Here is a 20515-nt window from a genome sequence, read left to right on the forward strand (position 1 = left end):
GGGGCGGGTTCCAGGGGTGGGGCCGGGTCAGCGGAGGGCGCGGTGGCGTAGGGCGCGCAGGCGGTGCAGGACCTCGGTGCCGCCCCGGCCGAAGTGGTCGTGCAGGGCGCGGTACTCGGCGTACAGGTCGTCGTAGGCGGCGGCGCGGGCCGGGTCCGGGTGGTAAATCTGGCGGTGCGGGGCGCCCATCGCCGCCGACGCCGCCTCCACGTCCGGGTACGCCCCGGCTGCCGTCGCCGCGTGGATCGCCGCGCCGAGCGCCGCCGGGTGCGCCGCGTCCAGCACGTGCAGCGGCCGGCGCAGCACGTCGGCGTAGACGCGCAGCAGCAGCCGGTTGGCGGTGAGGCCACCCGCCGCGGTCAGCTCGTCCACCGCCACCCCGGCGGCGGTGAACGCCTCGACCACGGTACGGGCCCCGAACGCGGTGGCCTCCAGCAGCGCCCGCCAGATCTCCTCCGGCCGGGTGGCCAGGGTCAGCCCGACCAGCACGCCGCTGAGCTCGTGGTCCATCAGCACCGACCGGTTGCCGCTGTGCCAGTCCAGCGCGAGCAGCCCGTGCCCACCGACCGGCTGGTCGGCGGCGAGGGAGTCGAGCAGCTCGTACACGCTGACGCCCCGGTCGGCCGCGAGCGAGGCGTACCCGGCGGGCAGCGCCCGGTCGACGTACCAGGCGAAGATGTCGCCGACCCCGCTCTGGCCGGCCTCGTAGCCCCACCGGCCGGCGGTCACCCCGCCGTCGACGACGCCGCAGAGGCCGGGCACCTCGTGGCAGCTGTCCGCGTTCATGATCAGGCAGGTGGAGGTGCCCAGCACGGCGAGCATCCGCCCCGGGGCCACCGACCGGGCCGCCGCCGCGGTGACGTGCGCGTCGATCGCGCCGACCGCCACCGGCGTGCCCTCCGGCAGCCCGGTCCAGCCGGCCGCCTCGGCGGTGAGCGTCCCGGCGCGGGCGCCGGCGGGCGCGAGCGGACCGTCCACCTTCGGCAGCAGCCCGGGCAGGTCGGGGTGCACGGCGGCGAGGAAGTCGGCGGACGGGTGGCGGCCGTCCTGCACGAGGCCCTTGAAGCCGGCGGCGGAGACGTTGCGGGTCCGGCGCCCGCAGAGCCGCCAGACCAGCCAGTCCGCCGTCTCGATCCAGCAGTCGGCGGCGTGGAAGACCTCCGGGTCGGCCTGGAGCAGTTCGAGCGCCTTGGCCAGCTGCCACTCGGCCGAGACCCGGCCGCCGTAGCGGGCCAGCCAGGGCTCGCCGCGTTCCCGGGCGACCGTGTTGATCCGGTCGGCCTGGCGTTGCGCGGCGTGGTGCTTCCACAGCTTGGGCCAGGCGTGCGGGCGGTCGCGCAGGCCGGGCAGCGCGCAGAGCGGGGTGCCGTCGGCGCGGGTGGGCAGCACGGTGCAGGAGGTGGCGTCGACGCCGATGCCGATCACGTCGCGCGGGTCGACCCCGGCGTCGGCCAGCGCGGCGGGCACCGCGACGCGCAGCACGTCGAGGTGGTCGGCCGGGTCCTGCAACGCCCAGTCCGGGGGCAGCGGGACGCCGCCGGGCAGCCGGTCGGTGAGCACCCCGTGCCGGTACGCGTGCACGGCGCTGCCGAGTTCCGCGCCGTCGTCGACGGCGACGACCACCGCGCGGCCGGAGAGCGTGCCGAAGTCCACGCCGATGGTGTACCGCCGTGTCACCGCCGACCCTCCCGTCCCCGCCTCCGGCGCTCGCGGGGCGGCCGGGCCACGCTAGCAATCCGGGACGGTCAGCCGATCTGCCGCTTGAGGTGGTACCGGTGCACCTCGGTGCTGCCCTGCACGTTGTTCACGTCCTCGGCGGCGGAGACCAGCTCCCAGCCCTCGCGGCCGGCCCGGTTGAGGTGCGCGATGGCGGTGTCGCCGTACGCCGTGATGTCGGTGCGCGACCCGTCCGGGCCGTACCAGACGAACGAGACGTGGAAATTGCGTCCCTGTCCCTGGTAGCGGCGGACCAGCAGGGCGTACTCCCAAGCGACCATGCGGCCCATTATGACCGTCCGATGGGGACGCGAGTAGCACGGGGGGTGGCGGATCGACGACGGTGTGCCATCAGCGCGCGGGGGCCGGGGCGCGGTCCAGTTCGTCGGCGACGAGGGCGGCGAGCCGGTCCAGGCCGAGGTCGATCTGTTCCGGGGTGACCGCGCTGACCGACAGGCGCAGCGCGTCGACGGGCGTGCGGTCGTCGTAGAAGTGCGCCATCGGCGTCCAGAGCACCCCGTACTCCTCGGCGGAGCGGCGCAGCAGCGCGTCGTCGACCCGGAACGGCACGGTGACCACCACGAAGAAGCCGCCGGCCGGGGCGGTCCAGGTCACCGGCGAGGGCGGCGGGAAGCGCCGCGCCAGGCCGGCGAGCAGGTGCCGCATGTTGCGCGCGTACGCCGCCCGCTCGCGGACGTTCGCGGTCACCAGCGAGCAGTCGTGCTCCAGCAGCGCGCCGCCGATCACCGCCTGGGCCAGCGCGGAGGTGTTCACCGTGACCATGCTCTTGATCTTGGCGAGCTGGTCGGCGAGCAGGCCGACACCGCCGTCGGCGCCGGCCACCCGCTGGTCGGCCACCACGTAGCCGACCCGGGCGCCGGGGAGCACGGTCTTGGCGAAGGAGCCGAGGTAGACCACCCGGCGTCGGGTGTCCAGCGCCTTCAACGTCGGCAGCCGGCCCTGGTCGCCGGCCGGGAAGAGGCCGTACGGGTTGTCCTCGATCAGCAGCAGCTCCTCCTCGGCGGCCAGGTCGAGCAGCCGCCGCCGGTCGGCCAGGCCGATGCTGGCGCCGGAGGGGTTGGCGAAGTCCGGCATCACGTAGCAGGCCCGGGGCCGCAACCCGTCGTCCCTGGCCCGGCGGGCCTGCTCGCGCAGGTCGGCCAGGTCGACCCCGGCCGGTCCGCCGGCCACCGGGCGCACCGGCAGGTCGACCAGGCGGGCCGCGCCGGTCAGCCCGACGTACGTGGGGGCGACGGCGAGCAGCACGTCGCGCGGCCCGGCGCGCAGCGCCCGCAGCACCAGGAACATCGCCTCCTGGCAGCCGACGGTGACCACCACCGCCTCCGGGTCGACGTGCACGCCCTCGTCCACGGACAGGTTGCGGGCGACGAGGTGGTGCACGATGCCCTTGGTGCGCCCGTACTGGAACAGGGTGCGCTGCGCCTGCGCCGGGCTCTGGCCCAGGTCCTCGACGAGGTGCCGGCGGAACCGCTCCAGCCACCGCCGGGGCGCGTCGTCGTCGAAGAACTCCTCGTACGGCCGGCCGGCGGCGAGCGACACCGCGTCCGGCCAGTGCTGCGCGACCTCGTTGAGGAAGTTCATCGAGTTCAGGGCGGGGTCGTCGACCGCCGGGTGCAGGTCGGCGACGGCCAGGTCCACCGGTGCGTCCACGGCTCAACCTCCGGTCAGGGTACGCAGCTGCCGGGCCTCGTCCGGGTCGGCGCAGCCGCTGAGGGTCAACGCGTCGCGCAGCTCGGCGGCGAGCAGGGCCAGCGCGGTCGTGGCCCCGGCCCGGCCACCGGCGGCGAGGGCCCAGAGCAGGGGCCGGCCGAGGAGCACCCCGGTCGCGCCGAGGGCGAGGGCGCGCAGCACGTCGCCGCCGCCGCGCACGCCGCTGTCCAGCAGCACCTCGGCCCGGCCGTCGACGGCGGCCACCACCTCGGGCAGCACGGTGGCGGTGGCCGGGGCGCCGTCGAGCTGCCGGCCGCCGTGGTTGGAGACGACCACCGCGTCCACGCCGGCCCCTACCGCCCGCACCGCGTCGCGCGGGTCGAGGATCCCCTTGACCAGCAGCGGCAGCGGGGTGCGGGCGCGCAGCCACTCCAGGTCGCTCCAGCGCAGCGCCGGGGCGAAGACCGCGCCGGTGTGCGCGGCGATCGCGGAGACCCCCGGGGTGCCGGCGTGCGCCAGGTCGTCCCGGCCCCGGGGCAGGTTGGCGGCGGTGACGTGCGGCGGCAGCGCGAAGCCGTTGCGCACGTCGCGCAGCCGCCGGCCCAGCACCGGCACGTCGACGGTCACCATCAGCGCGGCGCAGCCGGCGGCGGTGGCGCGGTCGAGCAGGTCGGCGACGAGCCCCCGGTCGCGCAGCCAGTAGAGCTGGAACCAGAGCGGGCCGCCGGTGGCGGCGGCGACCTCCTCGATCGGGGTGCTGCTCAGCGTGCTGAGCACGTAGGGCACCCCGGCGGCGCCGGCGGCCGCGGCGAGCGCCGGCTCGCCGTCGGGGTGCAGCAGTCTCTGGTACGCCATCGGCGCGACCGCCACCGGCATGGCCTGCTCGCGCCCGAGCAACCTCGCCCCGGTGCGCGGGCTCTCCACCCCGGTGAGCACCCGGGGCAGCACGGCGACCCGGTCCAGGGCGGCCCGGTTGGCGGCCAGGGTGGTCTCGGCGCCGCTGCCGCCGTCGACGAAGTCCCAGGTGTCCGGGGGCAGCACGGCCCGGGCCAGCGCCGCGAAGTCGGCCAGGCAGGCCGGCGGGGCGTCACCGGCGGGCGGGGCGGCGGTGGGCGGCGGCGGGATGTCGGCCGGGTCAGCCATCGGCCGGTCCGCCCGCCACGGTGACCCCGGGCCGCCCGGCGTCGGTGTCGGCGGGGTCGGGCAGGGCGAAGCGCTCGCGCAGGAAGGCCGCCGCCTCGTCCTGCGCCCGCCGGCCGGCGTCGAAGACACCCGGCATGGCGAAGAAGCCGTGGATCATCCCGTCGTAGCGGCTGGTCCGGGTCGGCACGCCGGCCTCGCGCAGCCGCTGGGCGTAGCGCTCCCCCTCCTCGCGCAGCGGGTCGTACTCGGCGGTGACCACCAGGGCCGGCGGCAGGCCGGAGAGGTCGTCGGCGAGCAGTGGCGAGGCGAGCGGGTGGGTCTCGTCGGCCGGGTCGGGCAGGTAGTGGCCCCGGTACCAGGCCACGGAGTGCCGGTTGAACAGCATCGGGTCCTCGTCGGCGGCCGGCGTCCGCTCGGCCCGCTGGTCGGTGTTCGGGTAGACCAGCAGCTGGCCGGCGAGGCGGGGCCCGTCCGCGCGGGCCAGCAGGGTCACCGCGGCGGCGAGGTTGCCGCCCGCGCTGTCGCCCCCGACGACCAGCCGCCGCGGGTCCGCCCCGAACTCGGCGGGGTGCGCGGCGATCCAGGCGGTGGCGGCGTGACAGTCGTGCACGGCAGCCGGGAAGGGGTGCTCGGGGGCGAGCCGGTAGCCCACCGTCACCACCTGGCAGGGCGTGGCGTTGGCCAGCCGGCGGCAGATCCCGTCGGCGGTGTCGACGCTGCCGAGCGTCCACCCGCCGCCGAAGAAGTAGAGCAGGGTGGGCATCGGGCCGCCGCCGGTCGGCCGGTGCACGCGCACCGGGATGTCCCCGGCGGGGCCGGGGACGTGCGTGTCGCGTACCTCGTGCACCGGCTCGACGTCGCCGCCGCCGGCGCGGATCGCGGCGAGGTCGGCGGCGCGGGCCTCGGCGAGGGTCCGGGTGTACAGCGGCGGGGTGCCGGCCGCCGCCCGCGCGGCCCGGTACGCCACCACCTGGGGGTCGAGGGGCATGTCGGCTCCTATCCGCCGGTCGAGACGAAGAGCTTGTCGATCCCGCGCAGGAAGAGGCTCCCGCTGTAGGTCGGCGTCCGGGTGACGGCCAGGTCGGGGAAGCGGGCGAAGAGCCGGGGCAACGCCACCGTCCCCTCCAGCCGGGACACCGCCGCGCCGAGGCAGAAGTGCAGGCCGACGCCGAAGGCGAGCGAGGGCGGACCGGACCGGCGCGGGTCGAAGCGGTCCGGGTCCGGGAACCGCACCGGGTCGCGGTTGGCCCCGGCGATGATCAGCAGCACGTTGTCCCCCTGCCGCACAGGCACGCCGCCGAGGTCGGTGTCGCGGGGCGCGGCCCGGGCCAGGAAGTGCACCGGGCTCTGCATCCGCAGCACCTCGTCGACGCAGCCGCGGGCCAGCGTGTCGTCGCCGGGCAGCGCCGCGACGGTGTCCGGGTGGGCCAGCAGCAGCGGCAGCCCGTTGCTGAACATGTAGACGGTGGTCACGAAGCTCGCGTTGAACAGCACGATGAGGTTGCTGATCAGCTCGTCCTCGGTCAGGTCGACCTCGCCGGAGTCGAGCGCCTCGACCAGCCCGCTGATCAGGTCCTCGCCGGGGGCGCGGCGACGGTGGGCGATCAGGTCGCGGTAGAACACCCGCAGCTCCTCGGCGGCCCGGTTGGCCAGGGCGAGGCGTTCGGGGGTCTTGCCGGCCACGTCCATGTACTCGTCGATCCACTCGACGCGCTGCCGGTACCAGGTCAGGTCCGCCTCGGGCAGGCCGATGAACTCCGCCATCACCAGCGCCGGGACCGGGTACGCGAAGTCGGCCACGAAGTCCACCTCGGCGCCGCCGGCGCCGGCCTCGGCGATCCGCTCCAGCATGGTGTCGACCACCCGGACGATCACCGGCTCCAGCGCGCCGAGCCGACGCGGGGTGAAGGTCTTCGCGAACACCGCCCGCATCCGGGTGTGCTCCGGCGGGTCGGTGAACATCATCGACGACATGAAGGTGCGCAGGATCTCCTGCTCCTGCCAGCCCGGCGGGGACCCCTTGCGCCACTCGGGGTCGCGCAGCACCGCGTCGACCAGGTCGTACCCGACGGCGACGGCGCCGACGGTGCTGTGTTCGGGCCGGGCCGGGATCGCGCTGATCGGCCCGTGCGTGTGCAGGGCCGCGTACCACGGATAGGGGTCCTGCCGGCCCTGCTCGCTGTAGAGGCCGGACAGGATCTCGTTGACGTCCACGGTGGTGCTTCCTCCCCAGGAATGGACGGTGGGGCGGCGGGTCACCCCGCCGCCCCCGGTGTCACAGGCCGAGCAGGCGTAGCGGCACGGCGTCCGCCATCGCCTTGTTGCCGGCGTCGTTCGGGTGGATGTGGTCACCCGAGTCGTACGCCGGCAGCAGCCGGCTCGGCTGGGCCGGGTCGCGCAGCACGGCGTCGAAGTCGAGCAGGCCGTCGAACTCGGCGGCGCCCTCGCCCCGCAGCCAGGCGTTGACCGCCTGCCGGGTGGCGTCCTTCTCCGGCGTCCACACGCCCGGGTTGCCGTGCCCCTCGTACGGGGTGAGGGTGGCGGCGAGGCTGCGCAGGCCGCGTGCCTTGACCTGCTGGTTGACCTGCCGCAGCGAGGCGATGATGCTCTCGGCGGAGTCGCCGGACATCCAGATGTCGTTGATGCCGAGGTGGGTCACCACGGTCTTCACGCCGGTCTGCGGGAAGACGTCCTCGTTGAGCCGGGCGAGGGCGTTCGGGCCCAGCTCCGGGTAGCCGGGGAAGCCGCCCGCGCCGGGCTCGGGGCCCTCGTGGTTGAGCCGGTTGCCGGCCAGGCTCAGGTTGAGCACGCCGGGGGTGCGCACCTCCGGGCGGGCGTCGACCAGCCGGTCGGCGAGCAGGTCCGGCCAGCGCTTGTGGGCGTTGACGGTGCTGCCGTTGCCGTCGCCGATCGAGTCGCCGAGCACCACGATCGCGCCCGGGCTGTGCCGCCGCTGCACGTCGAGGCCGGACAGGAACATCCAGCAGCAGTTGGGCCGGATGGTGAAGCCGGCGCCGTCGGCGGCGGTGGTCAGGTCGCTGGCCCCGATGAAGTTGGTGACCTTGGACTGGCCGTGGAAGGTGACCGGGCCGGTGAGCACCGGGAAGTGCAGGGTGACGACCAGTTCCTCCTGCTCCTCCACCGGGAAGTCCAGCGGGTCGCTGAGCAGTTCGGCGCCCTTGTTCATGGTGGCCGAGGTGGACCCGCCGAAGGTCAGCTCGCGCAGCGTGGCCGCGTCGATGTCGGAGCGGTCGTCGGGCGTGCCGGTGTTCGGCCGGGCGACGGTGGCGTGGCCGACCTTGACGGCCTGCTCGCCGTAGAGGTTGCTCAGCCGTACCCGCAGCCGGTCTCCGCCGACGCTGGTGCGTACGGTCATCCGGATGCTCTGGTTGTTCAGGCCGGTGTTGGTGAGGCCGACGGTGTTGCCGCGGGTGACGGCGGCGGCCCAGGTGCCCGCCCACTCGGCCCGCGGTTGGCGGGCGCTCTCGGCGTCCGAGGGGCCGGCACTGGCCACCACCGCCGGGGTGCCCACGACCAGCAGCGCGGCCGTGGAAGCTATGACGTGCCATCGTTTCGGGGTCGACATTGAACCTCCATCTGTGGCAGCCCAGGGCCGGCTCCATGATCACCACGGCCCGGGCGATGGACGGAAACCTAGCCGCCGGCTCTGACGGGCGTCAATCGACCCGATCGACATGATCAAATGTCCACTGTGTGGACTCGACCGCCGTTCGGCTCTGTCCGCCGACCCCGCCGCGTGCCTAGGCTCGACGTCGGCGGCGGTGCGGTCGCCATCTCGCGCACCCCGTCGCGTACCGGGCGCTGACCTGCCCGTACGCCTCTCTCGGCCGGTCGCCGCGCGCGTCGCACACCGCCGCCGGCGGCGACCGCCACGCATCGACTGGGGGCTGTGCGATGACCGATCGTCCGACGACCTACGTGCACGACGCGCTGGAGCTGTTCGCCGGTTTCGGCGAGCGGGAGGCACTGGTCGGCGACGGTCGCCGGCTCAGCTACGCCGAGGTCGCCGCCGAGGTGCGCGGCCTGGCCGCGGCGCTCACCGCGCACGGCGTACGGCCGGGCGCGGCGGTGCTGGTGATGCTCGGCAACGCCGTGGAGGGCCCGCTGCTCCAGCTCGCCCTGCACCTGCTCGGCTGCCGGACGATGTGGATCGCCCCGGTCACCTCCCGGCGGGAGATCGACGAGTTCGTCCGGCTGGCCCGCCCCGACGTGTTCGTGCACCACGCCCACGCCGCCGACGGCCTCGGCGCCGAGATCGCCGCCTCGCTGCCCGGGGTGCCGGTGCTGCGTCTGGGCGCGGAGCTGACCCCGGCCGCCGGCGGCCCGCTCCCCGAGGCGGTGCCCGCGCCGGAGTCGTTCCTGCAGACCAGCGGCACCACCGGCACCCCCAAGCTGGTGCACCACAGGGAGAGCTTCTACCGGCAGGTGCTCGCCCTGGCCGCCGACTTCCGCGCGGCCGGCTTCCCGCTGCTGCGCCACCTGTCGCACTCGCCGATGTGGCTGGCCAGCGGTCAGATCACCACGCTGTTCAACCTGTTCACCGGTGGGGTGCTCTTCCTGCGCCAGCAGTGGGACCCGGAGGCGTTCATCCGCACCGTCGACGCCGAACGGCTCACCTCCACCTTCGTCACCCCGCCGATGCTCTACGAGGTGCTCGACCACCCGGCGCTGCCCGGGGCGGACTTCTCCGCCATGTTCATGTTCAACGTGGGTGCCGGGCCCGCCGCGCCCGCCCGGCTGCGGCAGGCGATCGCCCGCTTCGGCCCGTGCCTGCGCATCGTGTACGGCCTCAGCGAGGCCGTGGTGATCTGCGCGCTGCCCGGCCTCACCGACGACCCGGAGCACCCCGAGCGGCTGCGCTCGTGCGGCCGGCCGTACGGCGACGTGACGGTGCAGATCCGCGACGCCGACGGGCGGGTGCTGCCGGCCGGTACGGACGGCGAGGTGTGGGTACGCACCAACCTCAGCTTCCACGGCTACCACGGCCAGCCCGAGCTGACCGCCGAGACGCTCGTCGACGGCTGGGTGCGCACCCGCGACATCGGCCACCTCGACGCCGACGGCTACCTGTACCTGGTGGACCGGTTGCAGGACCGGATCCTCACCCGACAGCGCAGCTGGCCGATCTACTCCCGCCCGATCGAGGACGTCCTCGCCGGGCATCCGCAGGTGCGCGCCGCCGCCGTGATCGGCGTGCCCGACCCGGTGGCCGGCGAACTGCCGTACGCGTACGTGGTCCGCGCCCCCGGCGCGTCGGTCACCGGGGACGAGCTGATCGCGCTGGTGACCGCCGAGCTGAGCGACACCTGGGCCCCGGGCGGGGTGGAGTTCGTCGACGCGCTCCCGCTCAACCGCTCGGCCAAGGTGGACAAGCGGGCCCTGCGCGCCCGGTACACCACCGCGCACCCGGTCACCGAGGAGGTCGCGGCGACCGGCGGGACGCCGTGACCCCGCGCCGGGAGCTGTACGTCCTGGTCTGCGCCGACCTGATCTCCAACCTGGGCAGCCGCATCTCGCTGGTGGCGATCCCCTGGCTGGTGCTGGAGACCACCGGAAGCCCGGCCCGGATGGGCGTGGTGGCGGCGGCGGAGGCCCTGCCGTACCTGCTCTCCAGCGCGCTGGCCGCCCCGTGGGCCGACCGGTTCGGCGTCCGGCGCACCTCGATCGTGGCGGACGCGGCGAGCGCGGCGGCCGTGGCGCTGGTGGCGCTGGCGCCCTGGCTCGGTTTCGGCGCCCTGGTGGCGCTGGTCGCCGTGGCCGGTGGGCTGCGGGGCATCGGCGACCGGGTCAAGCACGTCATGTTCCGCCCGGCCGCGCAGCGGGCCGGGGTGCCGCTGATCCGGCTGACCAGCGCCTACGACGGCCTGGTGCGTGGGGTGTCGCTCTTCGGGGCGGTGCTCGGCGGGCTGCTCATCGACTGGGTCGGGGTGACCCGGGCGATCCTGATCGACGCGGGCACCTTCGCGCTCTGCGCGCTGCTGATCGCCGTCGCGGTCCGGCCGCCCGCCCCGGCGGAGCCGGCGCCCCGGGAGAGCTACCTGCGGGCGCTGCGCGGTGGCTTCGCGTACCTGCGCACCGACCGGACGCTGCTGGCCATGCTGCTGGTGATCTCGGCGTTGAACCTGTTCGCCAACGCCAGCGTCGCGGTCTACATCCCGCTCTGGGTGGCCGAGGTCTTCGGCGATCCGGCCGGGTTCGGCCTGGTGCTGGGGGTCTTCGCCGGGGGCGCGCTGCTCGGCAACCTGATCTTCACGGTCGCCGGACCCCGGCTGCCCCGGCGGACCACCTTCGCGGTGGGCGCGGCGGTCAGCGGCACCCCCCGACTGCTCGCGTTGGCGCTCAGCGACGACCTGGTCGTGGTGCTCACCGTGACCTTCCTGTCCGGGGTGGGGATCGCGGCGGTCAACCCGCTGCTCGGCGCGGCGCTCTACGAGCGGGTGCCGGAGGCGTTGCAGACCCGGGTGATCGGCATCTCCGGCTCGCTGGCGTTCCTGGGCCTGCCGGTGGGGGCCCTGCTCGGCGGCTGGACCGCGGCCGGTCTCGGGCTGGTGCCGGCGCTGTGGGTGATGGCGGCGGCGTGCCTGGTGCTGACCGTGGCGCCGCTGCTGGTCGGCGGGCTACGGGCGGGCGGACGCACCCCGGAGCCGGCGGTCTCCTCCCAGGGTTGAGGGGCCACTCACGACGGGACGTGGGGGATCACGCGGCGTCGTCACCCCGGGCGAGCGTCACAGCCACCATCCGACCCTCGACATGTGGCCACGGCTGATGCCGGGGAGCGGCGGGTGGTGTCGATACTGCGTGGGCACACCGTGCCCCGGACCGCGAACCACTCCCCCGCCGTCCCGGCGGGTGCCGAGGGGTCGCCGGTGGCCGGGGCGTTCACCGGCGCGCCCCGCGCTCGCCGGTGAACCGGGCGACGAGCAGGCCGGTCCGGGCGGGGCCGGGCAGCCAGGTCTCGACGGCATCGGCCTCGGCGCGCAGCCGGTCGTCGTCGACCGGCACCCCGCCGCCCCAGGGGGCCGGCCAGGTGGCGAAGCGACGCACCTCGACCAGCCCGCCGGCCACGAGGCCGGCCAAGGCGTCGGCCAGCGCGGGGACCGCCTGCTCGACCGTGGGTGGGCAGTCTGCGCCGGCCCGCCAGGCGTCCGCGATCTCCGGCAGCGGCGCGTCCCCGTCGGACTCCCGCAGCACGAAGCACTCCACGTCGCTCAGGCCGGTCCGCTCACTCATCCGTCCATCTTCCTACCCGACACCCACGACAGCCGTCCGGGTTCAGTCCCGGTCACGCAGCGCGGCGCGCACCGCCTCGTCGGGGGTGTCCACGTGCCGTGGCCCGTCGACCGGCGCGCCGGAGCCGTCCACCACCCGCCAGCCGCCGAGCACCACCACCGGCACCCCGCCGCGTCGCATCGCCAACGCCACCTCGCTGAGCGTGCCCCAGGACCCACCCACGGCGATCACCGCGTCGGCGCTCCACACCAGCACCGCGTTGCGGGCCTGGCCCAGGTTGGTCAGCAGGGTCGCCGACGCCTCGGCGACCGGACCGGCGCCGGCGCCGTCGTCGGGGCGTACCGCGATCACCAGGCCGCCGTGGGTCCGGGCCCCGGCGGCGACCGCGGCCATCACCCCGCCGCCCCCTCCGCAGAGGACGGTCGCGCCACGCGCCGCCAGCAGCTCCCCCACCCGACGGGCGTGGGCCAGTTCGGCCGGCGTCGCGGACGCCGGCCCGCAGACCGCCACCTGGACCACGTCCTCACCTCCCCCGCCGAGGCTGTCGCCTGGCCGGCCGCCGGCCGGAGGGCACCGTCGCCGGGCGTGGCGCTGCTCCCCGGTGACCGTACCGGGGAGCAGCGTCGGTCGGGATCAGAAGACCGAGACGCGGTACTTGCTCAGGGCCTCCTTGACCGGCTGGAAGAAGGTCTGGCCACCGGTGCGGCAGTTGCCGCTGCCGCCGGAGGTGAGGCCGAGGGCGACGCTACCGGCGTAGAGCGGGCCGCCGCTGTCGCCCGGCTCGGCGCAGACGTTGGTGGCGATCATGCCGCGCACGGTGCCCTCGGCGTACCGGACGGTGGCGTTGAGGCCGGTCACCGTGCCGCTGTGGGTGCCGGTGGTGCTGCCGCGCCGGGTCACCGACTGGCCGACGTACGCGTCACCGGCGCTGGTGATGTCCTGGGAGCCGACGGAGCCGTCGATCGCCACCGAGGTGGTGGTGTAGCGGACGATGCCGTAGTCGTTGCCGGGGAAGCTGGTGCCGGTCCGGTCGCCGAGCCTGGTGCTCTGTGCCGAGTTGGCGTACCAGGTGGCCACCACGTCGGTGCAGTGCCCGGCGGTGAGGAAGTAGTAGGTGCTGCCGCTGCGCACGTTGAAGCCGAGCGAGCAGCGGTACCCGCTGCCGTAGATGGCGTCCCCGCCGGAGATCCGCGTGCTCAGCGTGCCGGCCAGGTCGGTGGTGCGCGCGGCGCCATCGGAGGCGGCGACGGCCGCCCGGATCCGGGCCCGGTCGGCGCCAGCCACCGTGGCGTCGATGCCGACCACGACCTGGTTGGTGACCGGGTCGACGTAGACGGCGGTGCCGGTGACGCCGAGGTCCACCCGGGACTGCGCGCGCTCCAGCGCGGCGGCGCTGCGCTCGACCAGGCGCGCCTGGCCGCCGGCGGCGCGGACGGTGGCGGCGGCGCGGGCGTCGGTGACCGCGACGACGGTACGCCCCGTCCCGTCGACCCAGGAGCCGGCGGTACGGTCGGCGCCGAGGCCGGCCGCGAGGGTGGCGGCGCGCTCGGCGGAGAGCGGTACGGGGGCGGCGTGCGCCGGTGACACGGCGACGACGCCGGTGGTGAGGGCGACGGTGACGGCGGACATCACACCACGTCGAGTGAGTCTCACACGGTCCTCCCGGGATGCTGGCCGGCCAGGGTGAGGCCGATCGATGAATGCTGATGCTCGCACCGGCGTCCGGCCCGGGTCGAGGTCTGCGACGTCCGTTTGTGCACCCCTGGTCGGACCGGGACGGGACCGGTAACGTGCCGGCATGCCATCGACGCTGAGCGAAGCGACGGACCCTTTCTGCCTGCGCGCCGGGGAGAGCACCGAACTGCTGCGCGGCCACCCGTGGCGACGGTTCGCGGTGCTGGGCGACAGCGTCGCCGAGGGGATGTGCGAACCGGTCGACGGGTACAGCGACCTGCAGTGGGCGGACCGGATCGCCGCAGAGCTGCGCGCGGTCGCGCCCGGGCTGGCGTACCTCAACCTGGGCCGGCGCGGCTTGCGGGCGCACGAGGTGCGCGCGGGGCAACTGGACGCGGCGCTGGCCTTCGCCCCCGACCTGGCGCTGGTGGTGTGCGGCGGCAACGACGCGTTCCGCACGTCGTTCGACCCGGCGGCGGTGGACGTCGAGCTGGCCGCGATGGTCACCGCGTTGCGGCAGGCCGGCGCGGACGTGATCACGGTCGGCATGTTCGACGTCTCGCACAGCCCGGCCGTGCCGGCGACGATGCGACCCGGGCTCGGGGAGCGGATGCGTCTTCTCTCATCGCACACGGCGGCGCTGGCGGCGCGGCTGGGCTGCCTGCACGTGCACCTCACCGACCATCCGGCGGTGGCCGACCCGACGCTGTACAGCAGCGACGGCCGGCACGGCAGCGCCCGCAGCGACGCCATCGCCGCGGCGGAGACGGTACGCCGCCTCGGCGCGCATCTCGCCGGCCGCTGACCCGGCCCACCGGGGCGGGTCAGCGGCCGGCCCGTCCGGTGATCGGGTAGCGCTCCGGGGACACCGCCGACGGCGGGTCGGGCCGGGATCCGCCACCCGATCGTGCGGGACGCGGGACCGGTCAGTCGGTGAGCAGGACGCCGGTGAGCAGGACGCCGCGGGCCAGGTTGAGCACCCCCTCGCAGCCGGGGTAGCCGACCCGGGCCAGGGCCCCGGAGCCGGTGCGGCCGAACAGGTACGGGGCGATGCTGTACGGCACGTCGGCGGTGACCACCTCGCCGGTCCCGATCTGCACGAAGTCCATCGCCACCCGATCGGCCGGCATGTACGCCTGCAGGATGTTGCCGCCCCGGGCGATCGCCGCGCGCACCCCGTCGGCCCAGGCGGCCGGGCTCAGCTCCGGGCCGATCAGCACGTCGTGGCCGGCGGAGCCGTCGGCCGGCTTGGCGACCAGGTGCGCCTGCTCGGCGAGGGCCCGGTCCAGCTCGGCGTCGGTCAGCGCCACGGTGTGCGGCACGTAGCGGTGGATCAGCGCCTGGTCGTCGGCGGGGAGCTGGTCGAGGTCCTCGTACAGCCAGGCGAAATTGATCTTGTTGCCGAGCAGCCAGGCGGCGGCGCTGACGAACATCGGCAGGGTGCCGGCCGCCAGCGCCCCGGCCACCGCCTCCAGGCCGGCGCTCGGGGTGACCCGGTTGGGCACGAAGAGCCGGAACAGCGCGTCCACCGGCGCGCCGTCGACCACCAGCCGCTTCGCGTCGTCCAGCCGGGCCGTGGCGACCGGGGCGATGACCAGGTCGATACCGAACCGGGCGGCCTGCCCGACCAGGGGCGACAGGATGCGGATGAACGTCTCCGGGTCGTCCAGGCCCGGGTAGTCGGCGTCGAAGTCCATCAGCAGCGCCACCCGGGCCCCGTCGGCCAGGCCCAGCTCGTCGCGGATCGCCACGAACCGCTGGTCCAGCAGGGACGGCGCGGGCCGGGCCGGCACCCCGTCGAGCAGGCCGCGCTCGCGGTACAGCGCGGCGTACCGCTGGATCACCGTGTCGGCGTCGAAGCCCCCGCCGAGGCTGCTGTCGATGTTGTACTCGACGATCTTCGGCTCGCCGCCGGAGATCAGCACGTCCGGCCGGTACGCCGCCAGCAGCGCCTCGGTCAACGGCTCGTCCTCGTCGAGCAGCCGGGTGTCGCCCTGCGGCACGCCGAGCAGCGCGCGCAGCTCCCCCGCCGTACCGGCCCGCCGCCGGCAGGCGTCCAGGATGAGCTGGGCGATCCGGTCGCAGACCTCGTTGAGTTCCCGGAACGCGTCGGCGGTCAGCACCGGCGGCCGGGCCAGCCGCCACTGCGTGTTGTACGTCGCCCGGCCGTGGAAGATCCGCTCCCACTCCTGCGCGCCGGCGGCGACCATCGCCCGCCGGGTCTGCTCGGGCAGGCCCTGCCACGCCTGCCCGGCCGGCGGCCACGGGTACTTCACGTCGATCATGTTCCGTCCTTGGTGACGAGGTGGATGGCGGCGGTGAGGGCGGCCCGGCCGGGCTGCACGGCCCGGTCCAGCCCGGGGGCGAACGGGAGCACCGCCCCGTCCGGGCGGGTCACCCGCCGGGGCGGGGCGGCCAGCGGCACCCGTTCCACGACGCTGGCGATGATCTCGGCGGCGATGCCGCAGGACCGGTTGGAGTCGTCGACCACCACCAGCCGGCCCGTCCTGGCCACCGACGCGCACAACCCGTCGAGGTCGAACGGGTAGAGCGTGCGCGGGTCGAACACCTCCACCGACACCTGCCCGACCAGTTCCTCGGCGACGGCGAGCGCGTCGTGCACCAGGTGCCCGACGGCGACCACCGTGACGTCGTCGCCACAGCGGCGGACCAGGCCCCGGCCGAGCGGCACCGGGGCGAGGGCGGCGAAGTCGACGTCCTCGCGCACGTCGAGCGCGCCGGCCGGGGCGAAGACCACCACCGGGTCGTCGTGCCGGATCGCCGACACCAGCAGCCCGTACGCGTCGGTCGGGGTGGCCGGCACCGCGGTGACGATGCCGACGTGCGCGAAGAGCGAGTACGGGTGGTCGGAGTGCTGCCCCGCCCAGCCGGTCCGGGAGCCGGAGCCGGGCACCAGGTAGGTGACCGGGGCCGCGCACTGCCCGCCGGTCATCAGCGGGAACTTGTGCGCGTGGTTGACGATCTGCTCGAAGACCAGGAAGAGCAGCGACGGGATCTGGAACTCCACCACCGGCCGCATCCCCGCCAGCGCCGCCCCGGTGGCGAAGCTGGTGAACGCCTGCTCCGACAGCGGGGTGTCCAGCACCCGGTCCGGCCCGAACCGCTGGAACAGTCCGGCGGTGACGTGCGAGGCGGCCACCCGGATGTCCTCGCCGAGCAGGAACACCCGCTCGTCGCGGGCGAGTTCGTCGGCGAGCGCCCGGGTGAGCGCCTTGCGGTACGACAGCCTGGGCATCAGGCACCTCCCGACCGGGCGGTCAGCCCGCTGGCGTACAGGTGGTCGAGCGCCCCGGCCGGGTCCGGTTCCGGGCCGGCCAGCGCGAACGCGACGGCGGCGTCCAGCGTCGCCTCCACCTCGGCGTCGACGGCGGCCCGCTCGGCGTCGGACAGCCGCCCGCCCTGGATGTCGACCGGGTCCCGCAGGCGTCCGGCGGCCACCTCCTGCGGCGGGCGGTAGTCCAGACGTACCGAGTGCTCGAAGGTGTGGTGGGCGTCGAAGCGGTAGGTGCGCGCCTCGATCAGCTCCGGCCCGCCGCCGTCGCGCATCCGGTCGACGGCGGCGGCCGCCGCCGCGCGTACCTGCTGCGGGTCCTGGCCGTCGACGACGACCGCCGGCATGCCGAACGCCTCGGCGCGGCCGGTGATGGTCCCGGCGACCGCGCCGTCGACCGGCATGGTGGTGGCGTAGCCGTTGTTCTCGCAGACGAACAGCACCGGCACCCGCCAGAGCGCGGCCAGGTTGAACGCCTCCAGCAGCATCCCCTCGTTGACCGCGCCGTCGCCGAAGAAGGTCGCCCCCACCACGTCCTCGCCGCGCCGCCGGCGCGCCCACACCGCTCCGGTGAGGATCGCGCCGGCGGCGCCGACGATGGCGTTGGCGCCGAGCACGCCGACGGAGAAGTCGGCGGCGTGCATCGACCCGCCCCGGCCCCGGTTGAGGCCGGTCTCCCGCCCGCACAGCTCGGCCATCATCCGGGCCGGGTCGGCACCCTTCGCGAGCACGTGCCCGTGCCCGCGATGGGTGCCGGTGACCAGGTCCGTCCCGCGCAGCGCGGCGCACACCCCGGCGGCGATCCCCTCCTGACCGAGGTACGGGTGGATGCCGCCGACGATCGCCCCGGCGCGGACCAGGTCGATGGCCCGCTCCTCGAAGCGGCGGATCAGCCGTACCGTGCGGTAGAGCCGGACCGGGTCGGCGTCGGTCACGGGTCGCGCCTCTCCTTCACCGCGGCGAGGATGTCGTCCCAGAGCTTCGCCCGGGCGGTCAGCGCCAGGTTGACCGTGTCGGCGCACTCCTGCCACTTGCCGTCGTCGTCGCCGCAGAGGTCGGCGAGCATCTGCATCGCCATCGGGGTGTGCTGCTCGCCGTCGACCTCGATGTGCCGCTCCAGGTAGTCGACGAACGTGTGCAGCCGGTTGCTGCGCTCGTTGACGGCGACGACCTGGGTGAACATGTCGGGGATCAGGTCCTCCCGGCCGAACGCGAAGGCCGCGGCCTGGCAGTGCACCGGGGTCGACTCGATGATCTTCCAGGTGGTGGCGGCGAACTCGGCCGACGGCCCCGGCACGCCGGCCTCGGCCAGCGCCTCGGTCACCGGCCGGCCGGCCCGCAGCAGCTCGACCAGCCGGTCCACGGCGGTGGTGTCCGCCCCGGCCTCGCGCATGCCCCGCACGTAGAGCTCGAAGTGGCTGATGTACCCCTCGCCCAGCTCGTCGCTCTCCTCCACCATGACGATGTCGTTGATCAGGCGGCGGCTGCCGGTCGGGCCGGTCGGGATCCACGGCACGCTCACGCAGGTGAGCTGCTGCTGCAACGACTTCAGCAGGGACATGAAGTCCCAGACCGCGAAGACGTGGTGCTCCATGAAGGTCACCAGCGCCTGGTGGGTGTCCAGGTTGGCGTAGAGCGGGTGCGTGACGACCACGTCGCGGCGGTCGGTCACCGCCTGCTCCAGCCGCTCGATGCCCGGGTGGGTCCTACCCCAGTCGTACCGTGACATGTTCAGCCTCCCTGTGGGGCGCGCTCGCGCCAGATGACCGGGCAGAATTCGGGGTCGGCGTAGTCCGGCCGCCCGTCGTCGGTGCGGCGGACCAGCACGTCGTGGTTGTAGGACGCGAAGGTGCCGTCCGACAGCGGGAACTCCCGCCAGGCGTTCGCGCCGTCCTGCAGGTGCAGCGAGATGGCGCGGCGGGGGCGACCGCTGACGTTGGCGCCGCTGCCGTGGTAGATGCGGCAGTGGTGGAAGCTCATGTGTCCCTTGGGGATCACCATCGGGATCTTGCGGATCTCCGCGCCGTTGTACGCCGCGTTCTCGGCCAGCATCTCCTCCAGCTGGTCGCGGTCGCGCTCGGCGAAGTGTCGCACCACGGTGTCGTCCGCGCCGATCTCCGACCAGCGGTGCGAGCCGTCGACCATGGTGATGGTGCCCATCTCCGCGCCGCAGTCGTGGAACGGGATGAACGCGGTGAGCATGTCCTCCGACGACGAGGACGCCCAGTAGTGCTTGTCGAAGTGCCACGGCACGATGTTCGACGGCTCGCCGGAGATCGGCGGCTTGTAGATCAGCGTGGACTGGAAGACGCGGATCTCGTCGGCGCGGGCCAGCCGGGCGGCGACCGCACCGATCAGCGGCTTGCGCAGGATCGCGCCGATCGCGTCGTGCTCGTAGTGGACGTAGTCGTTGTGCCGCTGCACCGGACCCTTGGCCGGCTCCCAGTAGGCGAGCTTCGGTGGCCGTACCGGCAGGGTGCGGTCGCGCTCGCCGTCGTAGTAGCGGTCGGTGGCCGCGGTCAGCGCGTCCACCTCCTCGTCGGTGAACAGCTTCTTCGACAGGTACCAGCCGTGTTCGGCGTAGAAGCGCACGTCCTCGTCGGAGGGGAGCAGTGCCTCCTCCTCGGCGGTCAGTGTCGGATGTGTGGTGGTCATGCCCCAACTCCTCGTGCCGTGCCGGCCCCGACGCCGGGGGTCGCCCCCGCCGCGGCCAGCTCCCGTTCCTTGGCTTCGTAGAGCGCCTTGATGTTGCCGCTGCCGAAGGTGCGCGCCCCGCGCCGCTCGATGAGTTCGAGGAAGAGGGTGCGCCGCACGTGCATCGACTCGGTGAAGATCTGCAGCAGCTGGCCGCCGTGGTCGCGGTCGACCAGGATGCCCAGCTCGCTGAGGCGGTCCAGGGGCGCGTCGACCGTGCCGACGCGTCGCTCCAGGTCGTCGTAGTAGGTGGCCGGGGTCCCGGCGAAGCGCACCCCGCGCTCGGCCAACGCGCCGACGGCGGTGACGATGTCGTCGGTGCGCAGCCCGAGGTGCTGCACCCCGGCGCCGTGGTGCTCGGTGAGGAACGCGTCGATCTGCCCGGGCCGCCGGGACGTGTCCGGCTCCAGCAGCACCAGGGTGACCCGCTCGGAGGCGCTCTGCACCACCGTCGAGTTCATCGCCTGCCCGGCGACCTCGATGTGCTCGGTGAAGATCTCCCGGAAGCCGAAGACCCGCGCGTAGTGGGCCACGGTGGTGGCGAGCTGCCCGGGCGGCACGCAGACCGCCAGGTGGTCGACGTCGCACAGCAGCTTCTGCCCGGCGCCGGCCGCCGGGGCCAGCTCCACCGCACCGGGCAGGAACTCCGCCCGGTCACCGCGCCGCTCGACGAGGCGGTGCAGCACGTCGCCGAAGCCGCCGACCTCCGCGGTCACCACCTCGGCGTCCGCGCCGGTCCAGGTGCGCGGCGCGCTCACCCCGGTCGCACCCCGGGCCACCAGCTCCGCGTACGCCCCGGCGGCGTCGTCGACCTCCAGGGCCACCACGGCGATCCCGTCGCCGTGCCGGCGCACGTACTCGGTGGCGGGATGCTCGGCGCTGAGCCCGGTGGTGAGCACCATCCGGATGTCGCCCTGGGTCAGCAGCAGGGAGCGCTGCCCGTCGAGCCCGGTCTCCGGTCCCCCCTGTCCCCGCAGCTGGAAGCCGACGGCGGTGCCGAAGTAGAAGGCGGCCTGCCGGGCGTCCCCCACGTACAGTTCGATGTGGTCTATGCCATGTATGTCCATCTGTCCA

General features: G+C 74.6%; 19 protein-coding genes. 3 read left to right on the top strand and 16 right to left on the bottom strand.

Going from position 1 to position 20515, the window contains the following annotated elements; translation table 11 throughout:
- Window positions 1–27: 27 nt before the first annotated feature.
- From GA0070614_RS04560 to GA0070614_RS04590, 7 genes are all read right to left on the bottom strand, one after another.
- Window positions 28–1677 (bottom strand): ribulokinase, encoded by a 1650-nt coding sequence (locus tag GA0070614_RS04560; protein ID WP_088974782.1) that lies wholly within the window; start codon window positions 1675–1677, stop codon window positions 28–30.
- 68 nt (window positions 1678–1745) lie between these two features.
- Window positions 1746–2006: a hypothetical protein gene (locus tag GA0070614_RS04565; protein WP_088974783.1), complete on the bottom strand. Its 261-nt coding sequence runs from the start codon at window positions 2004–2006 to the stop codon at window positions 1746–1748.
- Window positions 2007–2067: 61 nt separating this feature from the next.
- On the bottom strand, window positions 2068–3387 hold the full coding sequence (locus tag GA0070614_RS04570; RefSeq protein WP_231933529.1) for an aminotransferase-like domain-containing protein: 1320 nt from the start codon (window positions 3385–3387) through the stop codon (window positions 2068–2070).
- 3 nt (window positions 3388–3390) lie between these two features.
- The gene (locus GA0070614_RS04575) at window positions 3391–4530 is read right to left on the bottom strand and encodes an alpha-hydroxy acid oxidase (RefSeq protein WP_088974784.1); all 1140 of its coding nucleotides are present in this window, start codon (window positions 4528–4530) and stop codon (window positions 3391–3393) included.
- Window positions 4523–5518 (bottom strand): alpha/beta hydrolase, encoded by a 996-nt coding sequence (locus GA0070614_RS04580; protein WP_088974785.1) that lies wholly within the window; start codon window positions 5516–5518, stop codon window positions 4523–4525. Before GA0070614_RS04580 ends, GA0070614_RS04575 begins: the two co-directional genes overlap by 8 nt.
- 8 nt (window positions 5519–5526) lie before the next feature.
- Entirely contained in the window at window positions 5527–6744 is a 1218-nt protein-coding gene (locus GA0070614_RS04585) for a cytochrome P450 (RefSeq protein ID WP_088974786.1), read from the bottom strand.
- 61 nt (window positions 6745–6805) lie between these two features.
- A complete protein-coding gene (locus GA0070614_RS04590; RefSeq protein WP_172892556.1) occupies window positions 6806–8089 on the bottom strand; it encodes an SGNH/GDSL hydrolase family protein in 1284 nt (427 codons plus the stop codon).
- 356 nt (window positions 8090–8445) lie between these two features.
- Between GA0070614_RS04590 and GA0070614_RS04595 the strand changes: the two genes are divergently transcribed.
- Window positions 8446–9999: a class I adenylate-forming enzyme family protein gene (locus GA0070614_RS04595; protein ID WP_088974788.1), complete on the top strand. Its 1554-nt coding sequence runs from the start codon at window positions 8446–8448 to the stop codon at window positions 9997–9999.
- On the top strand, window positions 9996–11219 hold the full coding sequence (locus GA0070614_RS04600; protein ID WP_088974789.1) for an MFS transporter: 1224 nt from the start codon (window positions 9996–9998) through the stop codon (window positions 11217–11219). The genes GA0070614_RS04595 and GA0070614_RS04600 overlap by 4 nt, the downstream gene beginning before the upstream one ends.
- 211 nt (window positions 11220–11430) lie before the next feature.
- Here GA0070614_RS04600 and GA0070614_RS04605 read toward each other — a convergent pair whose 3' ends face one another.
- The 3 genes from GA0070614_RS04605 to GA0070614_RS04615 form a co-directional block, all read right to left on the bottom strand.
- Window positions 11431–11781 (bottom strand): hypothetical protein, encoded by a 351-nt coding sequence (locus tag GA0070614_RS04605; protein WP_088974790.1) that lies wholly within the window; start codon window positions 11779–11781, stop codon window positions 11431–11433.
- Between the two features lie 42 nt (window positions 11782–11823).
- The gene (locus GA0070614_RS04610; protein WP_088974791.1) at window positions 11824–12300 is read right to left on the bottom strand and encodes an SLOG cluster 4 domain-containing protein; all 477 of its coding nucleotides are present in this window, start codon (window positions 12298–12300) and stop codon (window positions 11824–11826) included.
- Window positions 12301–12414: 114 nt separating this feature from the next.
- Window positions 12415–13410, bottom strand: coding sequence for a S1 family peptidase (locus GA0070614_RS04615; protein ID WP_088974792.1), 996 nt, complete (start codon window positions 13408–13410; stop codon window positions 12415–12417).
- 169 nt (window positions 13411–13579) lie between these two features.
- Here GA0070614_RS04615 and GA0070614_RS04620 point away from each other — a divergent pair, with 169 nt between their 5' ends.
- Window positions 13580–14260 carry an SGNH/GDSL hydrolase family protein gene (locus GA0070614_RS04620; RefSeq protein ID WP_088974793.1) on the top strand — a complete coding sequence of 227 codons (681 nt, stop codon included), beginning with the start codon at window positions 13580–13582 and terminating at the stop codon, window positions 14258–14260.
- A gap of 121 nt (window positions 14261–14381) precedes the next feature.
- On the opposite strand, the gene GA0070614_RS04625 is transcribed toward GA0070614_RS04620, so the two are convergent.
- The 6 genes from GA0070614_RS04625 to hppD are packed head-to-tail and all read right to left on the bottom strand — an operon-like array spanning window position 14382 to window position 20508.
- Window positions 14382–15740, bottom strand: a complete 1359-nt coding sequence (locus GA0070614_RS04625; protein ID WP_172892368.1) for a hypothetical protein — start codon at window positions 15738–15740, stop codon at window positions 14382–14384.
- Window positions 15737–16711, bottom strand: a complete 975-nt coding sequence (locus tag GA0070614_RS04630; protein ID WP_088974794.1) for an alpha-ketoacid dehydrogenase subunit beta — start codon at window positions 16709–16711, stop codon at window positions 15737–15739. The genes GA0070614_RS04625 and GA0070614_RS04630 overlap by 4 nt, the downstream gene beginning before the upstream one ends.
- Complete coding sequence (locus GA0070614_RS04635; protein ID WP_088974795.1) at window positions 16711–17682, bottom strand: thiamine pyrophosphate-dependent dehydrogenase E1 component subunit alpha; 972 nt, start codon at window positions 17680–17682, stop codon at window positions 16711–16713. The genes GA0070614_RS04630 and GA0070614_RS04635 overlap by 1 nt, the downstream gene beginning before the upstream one ends.
- Complete coding sequence (locus tag GA0070614_RS04640; RefSeq protein WP_088974796.1) at window positions 17679–18476, bottom strand: DUF3050 domain-containing protein; 798 nt, start codon at window positions 18474–18476, stop codon at window positions 17679–17681. Before GA0070614_RS04640 ends, GA0070614_RS04635 begins: the two co-directional genes overlap by 4 nt.
- Window positions 18477–18478: 2 nt before the next feature.
- A complete protein-coding gene (locus tag GA0070614_RS04645) occupies window positions 18479–19402 on the bottom strand; it encodes a phytanoyl-CoA dioxygenase family protein (RefSeq protein WP_088974797.1) in 924 nt (307 codons plus the stop codon).
- Window positions 19399–20508, bottom strand: a complete 1110-nt coding sequence (gene hppD, locus GA0070614_RS04650) for a 4-hydroxyphenylpyruvate dioxygenase (protein WP_088974798.1) — start codon at window positions 20506–20508, stop codon at window positions 19399–19401. The genes GA0070614_RS04645 and hppD overlap by 4 nt, the downstream gene beginning before the upstream one ends.
- Window positions 20509–20515 lie beyond the last annotated feature (7 nt).

The organism is Micromonospora coxensis (assembly GCF_900090295.1).
GTDB classification, from domain to species: Bacteria; Actinomycetota; Actinomycetes; order Mycobacteriales; family Micromonosporaceae; genus Micromonospora; species Micromonospora coxensis.